The organism is Clostridium nigeriense, from assembly GCF_050585265.1.
Taxonomy (GTDB): domain Bacteria; phylum Bacillota; class Clostridia; order Clostridiales; family Clostridiaceae; genus Clostridium; species Clostridium nigeriense_B.
In genome coordinates this window covers 132273-152492 of sequence record NZ_JBNOOE010000001.1, presented here as the reverse complement: position 1 = coordinate 152492, position 20220 = coordinate 132273, and the positions used below count along the sequence as shown (strand labels likewise).

10 protein-coding genes and 2 pseudogenes are annotated in these 20220 nt (G+C 27.0%); all 12 read left to right on the top strand.

Translation table 11 applies throughout. The features are described 5' to 3' along the window. The first annotated feature begins 15 nt into the window (after positions 1-15). On the top strand, positions 16-219 hold the full coding sequence (locus ACQPVP_RS00475) for a 4Fe-4S dicluster domain-containing protein (RefSeq protein WP_430846176.1): 204 nt from the start codon (positions 16-18) through the stop codon (positions 217-219). A gap of 126 nt (positions 220-345) precedes the next feature. Then, a pseudogene (locus tag ACQPVP_RS00470) lies at positions 346-852 on the top strand (UTP--glucose-1-phosphate uridylyltransferase). A gap of 273 nt (positions 853-1125) precedes the next feature. Then, positions 1126-6552 carry a family 20 glycosylhydrolase gene (locus tag ACQPVP_RS00465; protein WP_430846174.1) on the top strand — a complete coding sequence of 1809 codons (5427 nt, stop codon included), beginning with the start codon at positions 1126-1128 and terminating at the stop codon, positions 6550-6552. 247 nt (positions 6553-6799) lie between these two features. Next, the gene (locus ACQPVP_RS00460; protein WP_430846172.1) at positions 6800-9187 is read left to right on the top strand and encodes a M6 family metalloprotease domain-containing protein; all 2388 of its coding nucleotides are present in this window, start codon (positions 6800-6802) and stop codon (positions 9185-9187) included. 471 nt (positions 9188-9658) lie between these two features. Further along, a complete protein-coding gene (locus ACQPVP_RS00455; RefSeq protein WP_430846170.1) occupies positions 9659-10714 on the top strand; it encodes a conserved phage C-terminal domain-containing protein in 1056 nt (351 codons plus the stop codon). A 94-nt stretch (positions 10715-10808) separates the two neighbouring features. Then, positions 10809-11579 (top strand): tyrosine-protein phosphatase, encoded by a 771-nt coding sequence (locus ACQPVP_RS00450; RefSeq protein WP_430846168.1) that lies wholly within the window; start codon positions 10809-10811, stop codon positions 11577-11579. A 142-nt stretch (positions 11580-11721) separates the two neighbouring features. Continuing rightward, a complete protein-coding gene (locus ACQPVP_RS00445) occupies positions 11722-12666 on the top strand; it encodes an EAL domain-containing protein (RefSeq protein ID WP_430846166.1) in 945 nt (314 codons plus the stop codon). Between the two features lie 101 nt (positions 12667-12767). Beyond that, positions 12768-13632: pseudogene (galU, locus tag ACQPVP_RS00440) on the top strand (UTP--glucose-1-phosphate uridylyltransferase GalU). Between the two features lie 1017 nt (positions 13633-14649). Next, positions 14650-15936, top strand: coding sequence for a glycosyltransferase family 4 protein (locus tag ACQPVP_RS00435; protein WP_430846164.1), 1287 nt, complete (start codon positions 14650-14652; stop codon positions 15934-15936). Beyond that, on the top strand, positions 15893-17218 hold the full coding sequence (locus tag ACQPVP_RS00430; RefSeq protein WP_430846162.1) for a glycosyltransferase: 1326 nt from the start codon (positions 15893-15895) through the stop codon (positions 17216-17218). The genes ACQPVP_RS00435 and ACQPVP_RS00430 overlap by 44 nt, the downstream gene beginning before the upstream one ends. 1 nt (position 17219) lies before the next feature. Further along, complete coding sequence (locus ACQPVP_RS00425) at positions 17220-18023, top strand: ABC transporter permease (protein WP_430846160.1); 804 nt, start codon at positions 17220-17222, stop codon at positions 18021-18023. An 18-nt stretch (positions 18024-18041) separates the two neighbouring features. Then, positions 18042-20220, top strand: a 2179-nt coding sequence (gene tagH, locus ACQPVP_RS00420; RefSeq protein ID WP_430846158.1) for a teichoic acids export ABC transporter ATP-binding subunit TagH, incomplete at its 3' end; no start/stop codon positions are given.

Below are 20220 nucleotides of genomic sequence, written 5' to 3'. Positions count from 1 at the left end.
GGAGAATGAAATAAAATGAAGAATAATATTAAAGAATCTAGAAATATACCAGTTTTATTTAACCGTGAAATTGAATGTTGCGGATGTACTGCATGTATGTCAATATGTCCAGTTAGTTCAATAAGCATGCAAGGAGATAAAAAAGGATTTTTATATCCAATAATAGATGAAAATAGATGTATTAAGTGTCAACAATGCCTTCGAGTATGTCCAATTTAGTCATTTCTAGCAAGGTAGTAGAAATGTGCAGTCAAAAACTTAGTTAGCAAGTGGACACTATTATAATAAAAGTACTATTGCCATAAATAATTTATATAGAAACATAAATAGAAAGGGGAGAAAAATATGGATAAGAAAATAAAAAAAGCAGTAATCCCAGCAGCAGGTCTAGGAACAAGATTTTTACCTGCAACAAAGGCACAACCAAAGGAAATGCTTCCAATTGTAGATAAGCTAACTTTTCAATATATAATAGAAGAATGTGTTGCCTCTGGTATAGAAGAAATACGTATAATGTAGGAAGATAGAGTTTATAAAGTTAAAGATTTAGTTGAAAAACCATCAATAGAAGAAGCGCTATCTAATGTTGCAATTTTATGTAGATATATAATAACACCTAGAATATTTGAAATTCTAGAAAATACAGCACAAGGAAAAGGTAATGAAATCCAACGTACAGATGCATTACTAAAGCTTATATAAGAAGAAGCAATATATGTATATTACTTCGAAGGAAGAAGATACGATGTAGGAGACAAGCTAGGTTTCCTAGAAGCAACAGTTGAATACGCACTTAGAAGAGAAGAATTAAGAGATGATTTTATAGAGTATTTAAAAACTGTTATAAAATAATTTCATTAAATTCTTTCCTTTAGTTAGGAAGTGCTTCTATTAATTTTGCGATGACTTGAAGCGAATGCGACGGAATAAGCAAAATTAATAGAAGCACTTTTTTATATTATATTATTGTTAATTTCTATATATTAGGTATTAGTTTATTGCTTTACATAAAAATATTTCGATAAAGTAGAATATTTGTACCATCCATAAAATATTTATTTATTATGATTCTATTTCTTAAGAGGAAGTAGATTCTAGTAAATTTATAGGGGGTAAGTAAAATTTATGAAAAGGTTTATAGCTAAAGTGCTCTGTGCTTTTATGATTGTCTCAACATTTTCTAATGTAACCTTTGCTGAAGAAAGGGATGGTGGGGTTACAGAAACTAAGACTTTTCCTCAGGTTCAGAGTTATACCAGTGATAAAAGTGGATATTGGAGAATAAGTAATAATTCAAGGTTTTATATTTTGGAAAGTGAAGCTACATTAAATAATAATGCTTTATATGATGATGTAAAGTTAATTAGTAGTGAATTTGCAGCTAAGAATATACCAAGTAATAGTGTTTTAGACATTGTTATAGGACCTGAAGATAAGATTAAAAGTGGTGATATAGTAGTTTCTATTGAAGATATTGTAGAAACTGATAATGAGGAAGGTTATAAGGTTGAAATTAAGGAAGACATAATAAAGATTACTTCTTCTACTAAAAATGGTTTATTTTATGGAATGAGAACTGTAGAGAAAGCTTTAATTGGAAATGATGGAAAAATGAATTTAGGAACTATTGTGGATTATCCAGAGGTTTCTGTTCGTTCTTTTCATTTAGATTTAGCACGTAAGTTCTTCACTAAGGATTGGATAATATCTATGATAAAGGATCTTTCTTATCAAAATATTAGTTCAATGCAAGTCCATTTTTCTGAAAATGAGGGCTTTAGATTAGAAAGTAGTGTTTTAGAAAGTGAAGTACCTGGATTTCAGTATCCTTCAGATGGATATTACACTAAGGAAGATATGAAAGAAATTATAGATGTAGCTAAAAAGTATCATATAGAAATCATTCCTTCTTTAGATAGTCCTGGACATTTAAATTATGTTCTAAATCAAATTGAAACTAAAACAGGAAGGGACTTATCTGTTAGAAATCTTTTCCCATCAGATTCTAGAAAAAATCAAACTTTCAATATTTTTGAATCAGAAGAAGCAAGAAGTTTATTGCTAGATATGATAGATGAATATGCTAATTTCTTCTCTGAAAATGGCTCTACTAGAATGAATATTGGAGGAGATGAATTTTTAGCTAATTTCACAGCTATGACTAATGATCAATATAAGACAGTAATAGAATATTTTAATGATGCTTCTAGTGTTGTAAAGAAATATGGAATGACACCAAGAGCTTGGAATGATGGATTATTAGTTGAAGGATATGATGGATATAAGTTAGATTCAGATATTGAAATTTGTTATTGGGGTCTTGGAACAGGTTCTGCTCCAGTAAATGATTTTATAGAGAATGGAAATAAGTTAGTTAATTATGTAGATGCATATATGTATTATGCTCTTTCTCCATGGTGGATGCAATATGCAAATGCAAAGGGAGAAAAGATATATGGGGAATGGGTACCTGGCAAAATGAATAGTCTTCCAGGTGGAATTTCACAAGATTTTGCTAATCCATATCCAGATGAATTACTAGGGGCATCTTATGCTTTATGGTGTGATTTACCTAATTATCAATCACAAGATGTAATAGAAACTAATTTGTTTATGCGTACTCGTTCTATGGCTGATAAGGTTTGGAGCCCTAATGGAAGTAAGGTTAATTATAGTGAATTTGAAGCTTTTTTAAATAAACTAGGTAGAGTTCCAGGATATAAGGAAGAATTGCCTGAATCAAAGGATGTTATTCATGTAGATGATATAGAAGAAGATAAGGATTTATCAACCTTAACAGGGAAAGAGCTTTCTAGTTTAGTACTACCAATTGTTCAATCCTATGAAGTAGCTTCAAAGGCTTATTTATGGAAAATGGATGAATCAACTAGATTTGTTATTCCAAATACTGAAGAGTATTTAACTAATTCAAGATTAAAGGAAGTTGTAGAATTAGTATCTGCTGAATTTTTAGAAAAAGAAATCCCAACAGCAAAGGAAATTAATAAGGTTTATGCTTCAGAAGAGGAAATAACAACTAAGGATATAGTTATTACTTTAGATAAGGATAATATAATTACGGAAAATAGTAATAGTGATGAAGCCTATAAAATTGAAATTGGAGATGAAGGAGTAAAAATAGTAGCAGCATCAGAAAATGCAGCTATGTATGCATTAAGAACAATACAGCATTTAATGGTTACTAATAATAATGCTTTAGTTTATGGAAGTATAGTGGATTATCCTAATTTAGTAGAACGTCGTGTTCATGTAGATATGGCTAGAAAATATATATCAAAGGATTGGATTATTCAACATATAAGAGAGCTTTCTTATATGAAAATGAATACTATACAACTTCACTTTTCAGAGAACTTAGGCTTTAGAATTGAAAGTGAATTTGACCCAGAAATAGTATCACAAGATGGTTATTTAACTAAGTTAGAAATAAAAGAAATATTAGAGGAAGCCAGAAAATATGGAATAAATGTAATTCCTTCTTTAGATACTCCAGGTCATGTAGAGCATATATTAAAGGTTCATCCTGAATATGGTCAAGTAGATAAATATGGCAATAAGAGTACAGTAGCATTAGATGTAACAAATCCTGAAGCTATAAATTATATAAAGGGTCTTTATAGTGAGTATATGGAATTATTTGAAGGATCTACAGACTTCCATATAGGTGCTGATGAGTATATGGAATTTGATAGAGCTCCATTTACTACAAATTATAAGGAAGTTTTAAATAATTATGCTGTTGAAAACTTTGGAGCAGGGTATACCTGGAAGGATACAATGGCTAACTATATTAATGAAATAGCAGAGCATGTATATAAAGGTGGATTTACACCAAGAATTTGGAATGATGGTATTTACTATGGTGAAAATAGTTCTTATGAAAATAAGCAACAAATAAAAATGCATGATTATATTACTATAGATTTCTGGTCTCAAATGAGCTGGAATCCAAGTATTGCAAAGCTTAATACTTTTATAGAAAAAGGACATAAGGATATTTATAATATTAATGCAAGTTTCTTCTATTATGTATTAAGACCATCAGCACCTACAGATGGTAGAGAACAACATTCCTTTGATTATTTAAATCAAGATGTAAGAATATATAATGAGTGGTCACCAGGAAAATTCCAAGGAAATACTATTGATGATAATTCAGAAGTTATAAAGGGAGCATCATTAGCTATATGGTGTGATAATCCAAATTTAGTTACTGAAGATGTTATAACTGAAGATATTTCAAAGGAATTACGTTCATTGGCAACAAAGTCTTGGAATACTAGAAGTAATACTATTGCAACTATAGAAAAATTTAAAGAAAATTATTCAAAATTAGGAAATGCAGCAGGCTTTGAAAAGGGTTCTGAGTTACCTTCAGTTGGAGAAGTTTTACCATTAAAAGAATTAGGTAAAGTTACATTAAAATATGTAACTAATACAGGAAAAATATTAAAAGACGATATTGTTAAGTATGGTGTTATCGGAACAGATTATAGTTTTGAAGCTGATGAAATTTATGGTTATTCTTTAATATCAGAAGAAGCAGTTTCAGGAAAATTTGATGAAGAGGAAAAAGTGTATACCTTCATATATGAATTATCTACTGATAAGATAGAACTTAAAAAGGAAATTGAAAATCAGCTAGATGAAGCTTCTTATATAAGAGAAACTTATAAAGAATATAAAGAAGCTCTTGTAAAAGCAAGGGAAGTAGATGAAGCTGATACAAGTGAACAAAAAGAAGTAGATGAAGCATTAAATCAATTATTATCAGCTAAGAAGAAAGCTATTCTTCTAGAATATTATCCTCTATATATTGAAACAGAATATCCTTTAAATAGTGAAGAATATATTTCAGGATATGAAGATTATTTAGAAGCTGTTAATAATGGAAAAACTATATTATATAGTGATGATATTAATACTACTTCAATGAAAGAAGCATTTAAAGCTATTAAAGCTGCAAAGGAAAATTTAATAAAAAGAGATGGGAATATACCTACAGTAACAGCAACTGATAAAACATATACACATTCAGGTGCTTCATGGCAAGGACCATACTTCCCACCAGAAAAATATGCTCTTAGTAATATGGTAGATGGTGATATAACAACTAAAGCTTGGTTTGCTGATAATCAAAATGTAGGCGATGAAATTATTCTTTCCTTCCAAGAACAAGTGAAAATGTCTAAAATTCAAATTGTTCAGCCTTCAGATGTAGGAGAAGATCTTATTGGTAATGCCGATGTTGAAATATCTACAGAACAAGGAGAATGGACAAAGGTTGGAACCTTAACAAAGGAAGATGGAAAAGATAAAACTATTTCCTTTGAAGAAACTCCAGTTAAATTCGTAAGAATTGTTATTAAAGAAAATGCAAGCAAGTGGTACCAAATAGCTGAAATTTACTTCACATATGAACAGCCTGAAGAATCAAATGTATTAAAGGATATAATTATTGAAGCAGAAGAATTAGATGTAACAGATAAAAATTTAAATCTTCTTTCTAATATGGTAGATGCTTTAATTGAAGCACAAAAAGCATATGTAGGAAATTTAGAAGATACTTTACAGATTGAAGATAATTTAAGAGAAGCTATTGATAAATTAATGAATGAAGTAGAAGAGGTATTTAAGAGACATCTAGAAATTGCTGTAGAAGAAGCAGAAAAGATAACAGAAGAAGAACTTTCTAAGATTATTCCAATAGTAGTTACTGAATTTAAAGAATCATTAAAAGAAGCAAAGTTATTATTAGAAGATTCTAAATCAACACAAGAACAAATAAATGCATCCTTTGATAGACTAAGTAAAGTAATGCATATGCTATCCTTCGAAAAAGGAGATAAAAAAGCCCTTAACTCATTAATAGAAAAAATAAATGAATTAGAAGAAAAAGACTACATTAAAGAAACCTGGGACAATATGCAAAGCCAATTAGAAAATGCAGTAGCAGTAGCTAAAGATGAAAATGCCTTAGAAACAGAAGTAAGCAAAGCATATAAGGATTTAATTAAATCATTCCTAGATTTAAGATTAAAACCAAATAAAGATAAACTAAGAGATTTAATAGATAAATCAGAAAAAGAATTAAAAGAAGAAGATTACACTAAAGAATCCTGGAGCAATTTCAAACTAGCCTTAGATAAAGCTAAGACCGTATATTCAAATGAAGACTCAAATCAAGAAGAAATAGATATAGCAATAACAAACCTTACAGAAGCTAAAGAAAAATTAGTTGCAACAACCAATGACAATACAAATGATAAAGAGGAAGATAAAGACAATAACAATAAAGACGACAGTACTAAAGATGATAATAATAACAATGTAGATAACAATAACGACAACAAAGATAATAGCAACAACAATAAACAAAATGATAATAATAATGTAACAAATACAAACAAAGGCCATACAAATTTACCAAATACAGGAGCAATAATTTCATCAGCAGTAATCCTAGCAATAGCAGTAGCATTAACAGTAGGTGGAATATTAATGCTAAAGAAGAAAAAAGAACAAGAATAATCAATATATAAAATAAATAAAAAATAAATTAAAAGGTAATAATTCCAACTTACAAGGGATTATTACCTTTAGTTTTAAAAAAGAAAAAATATGATGTGGAAATTACTTGGATCTATAGTAACATTCACAATAATAGATAGAAATAATATATGTTACTAATAGATGAGAATAAATTGGGTATTTACATATTACGTCAATTATTTAATAATAAAAATATAGTGAAAATATAAATATAAGGTGGGAAAATATGAAGATACAAAGTAAAATTTTATCAATGCTTCTAGCTATAGTGATTTGCTTAAATTTAGGGATTAAAGTAAATGGTGCTACAATTAATAAAAAAACGGAGCATATAGCAAATATTGTTTATTTTGTTGATTTTAATGATAGCCAAGGAAATTTTATAGAGGGAAAGATAGATATTGTTAAGGACATGTTTAATGGAGAAAAAGATACATCGCTAAGTTCTTATATAAAGAAAATATCTTATAACCAAATGAATGTACATAACTATTTTCCTCAAGAAGAAAATGGGACAATAACTCCATATAGATTATCAAATAATAGAAGTTATTATAATAAAAACAATGAATTTGAGATGATAAATGAAGTAGTTAGCAATGTTTCAGTGGATACTAATTACAATATTGACATGAATAATGATGGCTATGTAGATAATGTAATATTTGTTTTCTTAGGGAAAACTGAGGAAAAAGATGATGTATTATGGTCACATAAGGCAAATCATAATGGAGGTTCATATATTAATGGAAAGAAGGTGGATGTATATAATCTACATAATTCTTATAGATTAATAGATGACATACTTGGCGGAGAAGGGGTATTAGCTCATGAGTTTCTTCACTCTGTTGGTTATCCGGATTTATACACTTCCTCTGGAACTAGTAATCCAGTTGGAATATGGGACATAATGGCTAGTGTTTCTCCATTTCTTCAATATCCATTAGCTTATACTAGAAGTGCTATATCAAATTGGTTAACTATTGATACCATAACAGAGAGTGGAACTTATACTCTAAAGCCATCTTCTTCTGAAGATGGAAATCAAGCATTTATACTAAAAACTCCTATGTCTGATAATGAGTTTTTTGTAGTTGAGTATAGAAAAAAAGGTAATTCTTATAAGGGAGAACTTGATGGAAAGATACCTGGAAGTGGACTGATTATATATAGAGTAAATACTGATGAAAATACTAATTTTGTAGGAGATAAAGATTATATTTATGTATTTAGACCAGGAGAGACAGAAGAAGGAGCAGGTAATGGAAATATAGCTGAAGCATTTCTATCAAAGGAGTTAGGAAGGACAAGCTATGGAAGTAATGACTTTAATAAGAAGATAAGTGATAATGCTATTACATATTCTAATGGACAAAATAGTGGAATTTTAATTGATAATGTTTCAGAAGCAGGAGAAGAGATAACTTTTGATATTAGTTTTGCAGATACAAGTAATCTAGAGATTTGGGATGTATTAGGAGGAAATGTTATTTCTAGCGGTTCTGATTATAATATTGATATTGATGTTGTAGGAAATAATGTTTATGCAGTATATAGTGAAGGTGAATCTAATAAAATACTTAAAAGTAAAATGTATGACGGAACAAAGTGGGTTAAATTAGGGGATAATATTTTAAACGAAAAGGGAAATGAGCCTAAGATTAAAGTATTTAATGATATACCATATGTGTTGTATCATGATAAAAATTATAGAAGTGTCGTGGTAAAGTATGAAGATAACAAGTGGCAAAAGGTTCAAGTTCTTACACAAGGAGAGAGCCAGTATTCTGATATGATAGCTGGAAATGATGGGATATATGTTGCTTATACAGAACCGTATACAGATATATTAAAAGTATCAAAGTTAAATTTAGAAACTAATAAATTTGAATTGTTAGGAGAATCAGTTCATACTGGATATATTGTAAATCCATCTTTAAGTGAATGGGATGGAAATGTATATGTGTCATTTACTGATTTTAATAAAGGAAATAAGGTTTATATAAAAAAATATGAAAATAACCAATGGATAAGTATTGATGGGCTAAACTTAAATGCATCAAATGTAAATATAAAAGCTAGTAGTAATGGAGTATATCTAGCAATGACTCCAACTTTTGATGGAAATGCATCAGAAGCATATTTCTATAATGGAAGTTCATGGGATAAACTAGGAGAAAGCTTTGCTGATAGGAATGCGATGAACATTGAAGTAGATGTTTATAGAGGTATACCTTATATTGCATATATAGATAGTAATAAAATAAGTACAGAAGTTAAATATTTTGATGGAGAAACTTGGGTAAATGAAGGTATGAGTGTTTCTAACGAAAAAAATACCAATATAAGCTTCAAGATAAATAGTGGTAAAGCTTATGTAGGTATAAATTCTTATAATTCAGGAAACTTTTCTGTGAAATATAAAAATATAGGAAAAGAAAATCCAGAGGATATAAATGGGGATGGAGAAATAAATATATTAGATTTATCTTTAATTGCCTTAAAGTACAATCTACAAAGTACAGATGTTGGTTTTGAAGAAATATATGATTTAAATAATGATGGAATAATCGATATATTTGATTTAGTACATATATCTAAGAAAATATCTTAGATAAAGATTGTATTACATTTAGTTTGAAAAAGAAAAAATATGGCGTTGGGATGACTTAGGGCCTGCAACAGAAAAATGAAATTACATAATTCCGACTGAGGAGGAATTATAACAATTAGTTTGAGAAAAATATTTATACTATTATGACGACTTGGAGCGAATGCGACGGAGTAAATAATTCACATAATTCCGACTTTGGAGGGATTATTACATTTAGTTTGAAAAAGAAAAAATATGATGTGGGAGTGACTTGGAGCTCGCGACGGAATAATGAATTTTCATAATTCCGAACTTGAGAGGGATTATTACATTTAGTTTTAAAAAGAAAAAAATATGGTTTGGGAATGACTTGGAGCTTGCGACGGAATTCTCCACACCATATTTTTTTCTTTAATTTTTTCTCAATTTTATTTAAACCGGGGTACTTATTTAATGATAGGGTATTTAAATAAGTTTTGGGAGGATTTTAATATGCAATTTTCATTTTTAGGGTATTCAGTTAAAAAGATTATGGAGTTTAATTTAGATGTTAAGGATGTGACTATTCTTAGGTATTTTGATGATTTTAGAAATAGTGGAAGAATGAATTATGAAGTTATAGAAGGAGTTAAGTACTATTGGATAAGTTATCAAAATATTGAAAATGAACTTCCTTTCTTAGGCTTAGGAAAGAGAACTATTATGATGAGGATGCTTAAATTAAGGGATTTAGGAATTTTATCTCATTATACTAAAAAGGAAGGTGGAACTTTTTCTTTTTATTCTTTAGGGGAAAAGTATAAGGAATTAGTATATGTTAATAAAAATAATGATAGTGAAGATAATAATAATGATAATAAAGGAAAAGGTAATTATGGTAACAGAGGACAAGCTAATAATTATTATATTAATGAAGAAGATATGGATATAAGTATAATTTCAGAAGAAGATTCTACTTTTAATGAAGTACTTAATTATGAAGATAGTGTTCCTTATAATGATGAGGATATACATGGTTTAGAAAATTTATATGTAAATAATAATAAAAATGAAGAGGGGGTATCCATAAATAATCATAGAGGGTCTTCAGGGAAATGTTCAACAAAGACTAATCTACTAAATAACTCATCTACCATAGTAACTAATATATATAATAATATAAAAGACAATGTAACTAGTATAATAAATTATTTAAACTTAAAGGTTGGTGTTATGTATAAGCCTAGTAATACTAAAACTATAAGTTTAATAAAAGCCAGATTAAGAGAAGGCTTTAGTTTTGATGACTTTAAAAAAGTTATAGATAAAAAAGTTAAGGCTTGGAAGGATACTAGCTTTGAGCAATACCTAACTCCATTTACTCTATTTGGAGATAAGTTTGAGGTTTATTTAAATCAAAAAATAGTAAAGCAAGAAGAAGGTAAAAATAATAATCCTTATGGAAACAAAAAAAGCTATGGATATAATAAAAATCTAAGATTCCATAACTTTAAAGGGCGTGACTACGATTATGATGATCTAGAAAAGAAACTATTAGGTTGGGATTAAATATTAAAAAATAATAATGATGATGATGAATTGAGCATTCATTTAAATTAATATTTAGTTATGATATAATAAACGCAAAAAAAGGAGTGGTGATATGGTGGATTTACATTCTCATTTAATTTGGGGAATTGATGATGGCTCTAAATCAAAGGAAATGACTATAAATATGTTGAGACAGTCAGTAAATGGAGGAACTAAAAAGCTAGTGTTTACCCCTCATTATTTACCTGGACACTATGAGGTTCCAATAAGTGAAGTTAAAGAAAAAACAAAAAGAATAAGTCTTTTAGCTAAGGAAGAAGGAATAGATGTTGAAATTTATTCTGGACAAGAGGTTTATTTTTCAGAAAAGATTTTGGAAAATTTAGATAACGGCCTTATAGGAACTATTAATGAATCAAGATATATGTTAATGGAATTTAATATGAGAAATTTTTCTGTTAAAGAAGTTACTGAAGTTCTGTATGAATTACAACTTAAGGGTATAACACCAATTATTGCACATCCTGAAAGATATTATATGTTTATAAAAAATCCTGTTTTAATAAATGAGTTCATTGAAGAAGGATTTCTTTTTCAGCTAAATATAGGAAGTTTGATGGGCGATTTTGGAAAGGAAGCAAAGAAGACAGCAGAAATATTCTTAAAAAATAAAATTTATAGCTTTATAGGATCAGATGCTCATAGAGATGAAAAGAGAAATCCAGATATGAGTAAAGGAGCTGAAATTTTAAAAAAGATGGACAATCACTACTTTAATTACTTAAATGATTCAGGAAAAGAACTTCTAAATAATGGGGAAGTTAGATTTATAGGAAATTTAATAAAAGAAAAAAGAGGATTATTAGGTTTATTTAGTAGGTAATGATACTAAATGCAAATGAAATATAAATTTTCAATTCATTTTTTATTAAAGGATATGGTATAATTGAGTTTTAATATTGTTTTTCTAAAAAATATAATTTTTTAGAGAAAATAATAAATTAAAAATATGAAAGGTGATTTGGTTGTTTGAAAAAATATATATTTTTATTTCATCTATTATATTAATTATCAATAATATAGTGGTTGGAAATAATCGCATTGAAGGAAATAAGATTGATAAAATAATAGGTCTGTTGATTATAGATATTATAATAATTATTAGTGCATTTTTCATTACATATATTATTCCTAAATTAAGAATGCTATTAAAAAGGAAAAAAATAGATAAACAATTAAAGTATAATAGGTATATACTTTATTATCAACCAATATATGATCCTATAAAAGAAGTAGTAGTAGGATTTGAAAGTTTGTTAAGGTTAAAAGATAAAAACAATAATCTTATATCACCAGAAAGGTTTATACCAGAAATTGATAAAAATAATATGATGGCTGATGTAACTATATGGATAATGAAAAGAGTAATAACAGATTATAAAGAGATTAAAAATTATAATTGCATAGATAATAATTTTTATATTTCTCTTAATTTATCTATAGATGAAATTCTAAATAATAAATTTGTAGATGAAGCTATAGAAATATTAAAGGAAGCTAACCTGGAAAATAAAAGTATTTGTTTAGAAATAGTAGAAAAAGTAGGAATAAAAAATTTACATAAAATAATGGAGAATTTGTCTAAGTTAAAAAATGCAGGTTTTAAAATAGCTATAGATGATTTTGGAACTGAGTATTCTAATTTAGATGTTCTTGAAAAATTAGATGCAGATATTATAAAGGTTGATAAAAATTTTGTAGACGGGTTAGGAAAGCATTTAATAAAAGATGAAATTATTTTATTTATATTAAGAATAGCAGAAAAGGCAAAAAAATATGTTGTATTAGAGGGTGTAGAGAATAAAGATCAAGATAATATAATAAAAAGCTTTAATAGTAAATATGTATTTGTACAAGGCTTCTTTTATAGCAAACCAATGCCTATAGAAGATATAAATAAATTGTTTTAATTCGACGATTTTTTACGAATTTATTTAATTTATTATTATATAATTATTGTTGAAAATTAGTATAAATAAATTCATTTTATATAAAAACCAATGGTAAGGAGATATACTATGGAAAAGAAGATAAAAGAGAAGTAATTCCAGCAGCAGGCCTGGGAACAAGATTTTTACCAGCAACAAAAGCACAACCAAAGGAAATGCTTCCAATTGGTGATAAGCCTACTTTACTCTATATAATAGAGGAATGTGTAGCATCAGGTATAGAAGAAATTTTTATAATAACAGGAAGAAATAAAAAATCCATAGAAGATAATTTTGATAGATCTATAGAATTAGAAATGGAACTTGAAAAAGCAGGAAAAAAAGAAATGTTTGAAATGGTTAGAAATATATCAGATATGGTTAACATTCATTTTATAAGACAAAAGGAACCAAGAGGATTAGGACATGCTATTCTTTGTGCAAAGACTTTTGTAGGTAATGAGCCTTTTGCAGTATTACTTGGTGATGATATTGTATATAATGATCAAAAGCCATGCTTAAAGCAACTTATTAATTGTTATGAAGAGTATAAAACTTCAGTTTTAGGAGTTCAAACAGTAGCACCTGAAAATGTTAATAAATACGGAATATTGGCGGAATCCAAATAGAAGATAGAGTTTATAAAGTTAAGGAATTAGTAGAAAAACCTTCTTGAGAAGAAGCACCATCAAATGTTGATATTCTAGGTAGATATATAATAACACCTAGAATATTTGAAATTCTAGAAAATACAGCTCCAGGAAAAGGAAATGAAATTCAAGTTACAGATGCACTTCTAAAGCTTATAGAAGAAGAAGCTATATATGCATATAATGAAGATACGAGGTAGGAGATAAGTTAGGCTTCCTAGAAGCAACAGTTGAATATGCACTTAGAAGAGAAGAATTAAAAGATGGTTTTATGGAATATTTAAAAACTATTATATAATAGTGAGGAAATTTATAAAAGTGTTGTTATAAGAATAAATAATGAGTTCACTTAGTTGTGAGCTCCTTTTAAGTATATAATAATATATTTATTATATTTTATAAGTTATCTATTACTTTATGATGAGCTAGAAAAGAAACTATTAGGATGGGATTAAATATTTTCTTTTAAATTTTATTATAATTATTTAAAAGTTGTATGTAATGCTTTTCTAGATACTTCTAATGAATTTATTTATTAGAAATTTGTATAAATAGTATTAAAAAGTAATTATAAATAAACTTAGAATATATAGCAAAATAAGTTTATGGGAGATATAATAAAGTATTAAAAATAGAAAAAATATGAATTGAAGTAAGAAAAAATACATAAAGGAGTAATTGATTTATAATAAAAATTAAGCTAAAATAAAAAATAAATAACAAAACATCATTTTACAAAAATAAATTAAATTAAATTAAAAAAAATAAAAAAACTAAGAGTAGAAGAAAAAAATACAAATGCGAATAATGAATATACTAGTTGGTAGTATGAAAAATATCACAATTTGTCTAAAAAAACTTTTTTTTAAGACAAATAAATATGATATAATTTCAAATGAAAAATGAAATATACTAAATAAATGCAGGGATTTTAGCATTTTATTAAAATGATTGCGTATAAATTATTGGTTTACCATTTTATGTAGATAACTATGAATAATAATAGTGAAATATAAAGTGGTAAGAATAAACATACGCTTGAATCTTAAATAAAATATAATTAATGATAGTCTCCGGTACATTAATAGTAATAATTATTGCAAAAGTATTTATTTTTTATAATTAAGTCTTAGTGCAATAATAAAAAGTACTCTATACGATAGGTAATATAAAAGGGCTATCTTGTAGGGTATTTTTATTTATATAAGTAAGAGTTAAGGAATCATATATTCATATTTAATAGTATGGTCAATATTATACTTTTTCTTTTATATTGGTGGATTAAAACAAGTGTTTTTAGGAGTAAGTTAATGAAATGAATAATAAAAAAAAAATTTTGATAATATCAGAGGTTTTTTATCCAGAGATAGGTAGTGGATCTAATAGAATAACTAACTTATTAATCCAATTAAAAAAACAAGGTTATGAAGTAGATATATTAACGTCAGAGCCGTCTTATCCTAATAAGGATATTTATAAAAAAGATGGGTATAAAGACTTGGAAAAAGAAAAGGATATATATATAGGTTCTAAAGTTACAAGAATTAGTACAAGCAATATAAAAAGAACTAGCAACTTCTTTGTTAGATTGTACATATATAGTTACTTCTTTTTTAAAAGCGTATTTTCATTAATATTTAGAAGAGATAAATATGATTTAGTAATAGCAACTATACCATCACCATTTTCAGGAATATTAGGTATAGTAGCTAAAGTTAGATTTAAATGTAAGTACATATTAGATATAAGAGATTTATGGCCTGAATGTATAAAAAATATAGGATTATTTAGAAAAAATAAGTTTTCTCTAAAAATAGCATATAAGTTGGAAAAATTAATATTTAGATTTACAGATTCTATTGTAATAAATAGCATAGGATTCGAAGAATATTTAATTAAAAATAATTATAAAAAACAAATAGAATTTATTCCAAATGGATTACAAATTAATGAAATTGAGGGCTATAAGAGTATATCTAAAAAAGCAAAAAAACATACAAAGTTTACAGTTACATATTCAGGAATGATAGGATTGCCTCAAAATATAAAGTCTCTTGTCAGAGTTGCTAATATTTTAAGAAATATTGATGATATAGAATTTAAAATTATAGGTACAGGAATACAAGAAGGTAAAGTTAAAGAGTTAATAGAGCATTATAATTTAAAAAATATAAGGGTATATGCTCCTATGCCTAAAAGTATGGTGATTAAAGAACTAGCTAAATGTCATGTGGCATTAGCTCATTTAAGAAAAGATAGTGCTTTTGATTTGGTTATACCTGGTAAGATAATTGATTACATGGGAATAGGTATACCAATTGTAGCAGGAGTTGAGGGGTATGCTTCAAAAGTTATAAATGAAAGCAGCTCAGGAATAGTTGTAGAACCGGATGATTATGTTGGATTATCTAAGGCAATTCTAAAAATATATAAAAGTTCTGAATTACAAAAATACTATTCAAATAATGGAAGAGAGTATTGTTTGAAAAATTTTTGCGTAGAAAATAATTTAATAAAATACATAAATTTAATTGAAAAAGTTACAAGGAGAAATGATTATGGCGAAAAAGGTAGGTATGTTCGTATGGAATCACTTCACTAATGATGCTAGAGTACTAAGAGAATGTACTGCTTTAGCAGAAAGAGGATATGATGTTAAGCTTATAGCAATTCATGATCCAAAGCAAAATGATTTAAAGAAAATAGAGAATAGAGATGGATTTAAAATAGTTAGAGTAAATAGATACCCTAAGTATATATTATTAATTAATAAAGTTATTTCTAAACTTAAAAGAGATAAGATATTTATTTTACCATTGTTAATTATTATTAGTTTAATTTTTTATATTAGTCCCTTAATTTCTATTATTCTAATTTTGGCTATGGCATTAATGACTATTAAAGGAGTAAGAGCTTTTTTAATAAAAACGCATATATTTCTATCTATGATAATAGAAGGAGTAAAGTTTAATGCAGATGTATATCATAGCAATGATTTAAATACGCTTCCTCAAGGGGTAGTATGTAGTAAAATTCTTAAAAGAAGATATTTAATATATGATTCTCATGAAGTTCAAAGTTCTAGGACAGGCTATGGAAAACCAGCATATTATATAGAAAAGATATTGATTAAATTTATAGATAAAATGATTATGACTAATAGAACGAGGGCAGAATATGTAAAGGAATTATATGATATAGATTTGCCGGAAATTGTTCATAATTATCCTTTTTATACAAAGGATGATTCAATAGAAAATAAATATGATATATATACAATGTTAGATATTCCGAAGAATAAGCCAATATTACTTTATCAAGGAGGAATACAAGTAGGTAGAGGGCTTGATAAGATAGTAGAGGCGATTGATAAGTTTAATGATGGGATTACTGTTTTTATAGGAGATGGTAAATTGAAACCTGAAATAATAAAAATGGTTGAAGAAAGAAATCTAAATGAAAAAGTAAGATTTTTAAATAAAGTTCCAGTAGATGAATTAAAGTATTATACTGCTAATGCTTATTTAGGGTTTCAAGTTTTAAATAATGTATGTTTTAATCATTATTCGGCATGTTCAAACAAGCTTTTTGAATATATGATGAGTAAGGTTCCTGTAGTAGCATGTAATTTTCCAGAAATAAAAAGAGTGGTTCAAGAGGAGCAAATAGGAATAGTTGTAAATTCTCATGACCCAAATGAAATAGCAAATGCAGTAAATACAATGTTATCTGATAAATCATTACATTCAATGTTTAAAGAAAATTGTGTTACAGCAAGAGAAAAGTATAATTGGGACAAGGAAAAAGGAAATTTTATAAGAATATATGATGAGTTATTATATAATAATATAGATATAAAAGATGAGATAAATATAGGTGTATGATATGAAAGATTTACTTTTTATTTTAAAAGAACATAAGAAACATTGGTATAAGATTTATAAGTTATCATTATATGACTTCATATCTCCATTAAGAGATACATATTTAGGAGTGGTTTGGATAGTTCTAAATCCATTACTAAGGATAGGTGTATATTGGTTTGTATTTGGACTTGGAATAAGAAATGGTAAACCAGTAGATGGACATCCTTTTTTACTGTGGATGCTAGCTGGACTTATACCATGGTTTTACATAAGTGCCTCAATAAGTAGTGGTACATTAGCTATATACTCAAAATCAGCAATAATAACCAAAATGAAATTTCCAACTAGTATAATACCGACTAATACTATAATAACTCAATTGCTAAATAATATACCTTTAATATTTATAATGATAATAGTCTATGTATTTAATGGTTATAAGGCTACTATTTATTATATTCAAATACCATACTATATATTGGCAGCAACATTGCTTTTAATAGGGATATCTCTTATTACTTCAGCCTTAGTTATGGCCCTTAGAGATATAAATAGACTTGTTAGTACAGTTTTAAGATTTATGTTTTATCTTACACCAATTTTATGGACTACTATAAATTTACCGCCAATAGCATTAAAAATTATAAGATTAAATCCATTTATATATATAATAGAAGGGTTTAGAAATACATTTCTATATAATAAATGGTTTTTTGAAGATGTTAAATTCACAATATATTATTGGTTAGTAACTGTAGTGACAATTTTAATTGGTTCAATGATACATATGAAATTTAGGAATAGATTTTCAGATTTAGTCTAATATGCAAGGGGATAAGATATGGAAGAAAATAAATATTCGATTATAGCTAAAAATATTAGTAAAGGGTATAAAATGTATTCTAGCCCTAAGCAAAAATTATTAGATTTAATTTTACCTAAAGGAGCAGGTAAAACTTTTTATGCTCTTAAAGATATATCTTTTAAAGTTCAAAAGGGAGAAGTAGTAGGTCTGTTGGGGCTTAATGGTTCTGGAAAGTCAACACTTTCAAATATTCTTGGAGGAGTATCTATGCCTACAAGTGGTGAAATTGAAATTAACGGTGAAGCGGCTCTTATAGCAATAGGAATTGGCATGAATAACTTCCTAACTGGAATAGAAAATATAGAGCTAAAAGCTCTTATGATGGGATATAAAAAGAATGAAATAGAAGAAATAAAACAAGAAATTATAGATTTTGCAGATATAGGAGAATTTATAAATCAACCTCTTAGAACATACTCAAGTGGTATGAGAGCGAGATTAGGCTTTGCTATATCAGTGTATACTAATCCAGACATTTTAGTAATAGATGAGGCATTATCAGTAGGTGATCCAACCTTTACTCAGAAGTGTTTAGATAAAATGAATGAGTTTAAGGAGAGTGGAAAAACTATATTTTTTGTTAGTCACTCATTATCTCAAGTTAGAAAATTTTGTAACAAAGCAATATGGCTTGAATATGGTAGGCTTAGAGAATATGGAAATGTAGAAGAAGTATTACCCAAATATCAAGAATACATAAATGAAATAAATAAATTAAGTGAAGCGGAAAAAATAGAATATAAAAAGAAGGTTTTGAAAAATCAAGAACATTCATTATTAAGAGATTTTAAACTTGTAGATAATAATCTGAAAAAGTTTATACCAAATGGTAAAATAATAAAAAGTGTTACTCTTATAAATAATAAAAATATTGTTAAAGAAGTATTTTTAAATATAGATTTAAGTACTTTTGCATTTGGTTTCATACCTTCTATTATAAGGAAAAGATATGAAAGTGCTATTTTTATATTAATACTTCAAATTCTTAATTTCTTTATAATAGGATTTCCTTTTTCAATAATTACAAATTTTTTCGTGACAGGAATTGCTTCTATTTTTACAGGTAAAGGATACATAGACTATTTAATAGAAAACAAAAAATTTATTCCATATAACATCTGGAAAAAAATTAATAGTGGAGATAATAAAAAAATAGAGCGTAAAATAGTCAAAAGGAAAAAGGAAAATAAATTAATAGCAATAATTTGTAGTATATTCATTGCATTAACAACAATGTTATTTTCGGGATATACAATTAGAAATATTTATATAAGTAAAAATGAAATAATTTCAGTAGAAAATTATATGATAGTGTTAACAGATAAATTAGATGATAAAGAAATAATAGACAGTTTATTAATATTAAATTCTAAAAATAGTAATTTAAATGGGATAATTTATCCAGGGGAAATACAAGTTTCATATAATAATAGTACTGATACATTAGCTAACATGGTAAATGTAAATAACATAGATGATTTAAAGAAGATATTAACAAGTAATTTCAAGGTTAATGTTAATAATTATATTAAAATAAATAAAAATGAAATAAAGTATGGTAATAGTAAAGATATAGATATTTATAAAGAAATTTTATCAAGTGTATTAACTTTAGATGAAAAAGATTTTGAAGATGAAGCTAAAGCGATAATAGGTAAATATCCACAAATTGATGAAGAGTTATTAAATGATTTCTATAATACATTTAATAATAAGGCTATAAATATAAATGAAATGAAGTATAAAACTATAAAACTTGAAGATGTAATTGAAGAAGAAGTATTAAAGGCATTAAATATGACAGATAAAGGAGATTATGAGTTTATAACGACAGATGCGAGAATATTACAAAATAACTCAATTATAAAAGAGATAAATAAAAAATATCAAGAATATTTAAATAAAGCATCTGAAGATGAAACTGTAGAATCTGAGGAAAGTGAAATACAAAATGATATGTATGAGGAACCAACTTGGAATAACCAATGGGAAGAAACAACGCCACCAAGCAATAATGGAAGTGGTGGAGGGGAAACAACGCCACCAAGCAATAATGGAGAGAGTGGAGGAGAAACAATGCCACCAAGCAATAATGGAAGTGGTGGAGGGGAAACAACGCCACCAAGCAATAATGGAGAGAGTGGAGGAGAAACAA

Bases quoted from the DNA above. Each gene is read 5' to 3' on its own strand.
- ACQPVP_RS00475 (WP_430846176.1), top strand. From the start codon at position 16: ATGAAGAATAATATTAAAGAATCTAGAAATATACCAGTTTTATTTAAC.
- ACQPVP_RS00465 (WP_430846174.1), top strand. From the start codon at position 1,126: ATGAAAAGGTTTATAGCTAAAGTGCTCTGTGCTTTTATGATTGTCTCA.
- ACQPVP_RS00460 (WP_430846172.1), top strand. From the start codon at position 6,800: ATGAAGATACAAAGTAAAATTTTATCAATGCTTCTAGCTATAGTGATT.
- ACQPVP_RS00455 (WP_430846170.1), top strand. From the start codon at position 9,659: ATGCAATTTTCATTTTTAGGGTATTCAGTTAAAAAGATTATGGAGTTT.
- ACQPVP_RS00450 (WP_430846168.1), top strand. From the start codon at position 10,809: ATGGTGGATTTACATTCTCATTTAATTTGGGGAATTGATGATGGCTCT.
- ACQPVP_RS00435 (WP_430846164.1), top strand. From the start codon at position 14,650: ATGAATAATAAAAAAAAAATTTTGATAATATCAGAGGTTTTTTATCCA.
- ACQPVP_RS00430 (WP_430846162.1), top strand. From the start codon at position 15,893: ATGGCGAAAAAGGTAGGTATGTTCGTATGGAATCACTTCACTAATGAT.
- ACQPVP_RS00425 (WP_430846160.1), top strand. From the start codon at position 17,220: ATGAAAGATTTACTTTTTATTTTAAAAGAACATAAGAAACATTGGTAT.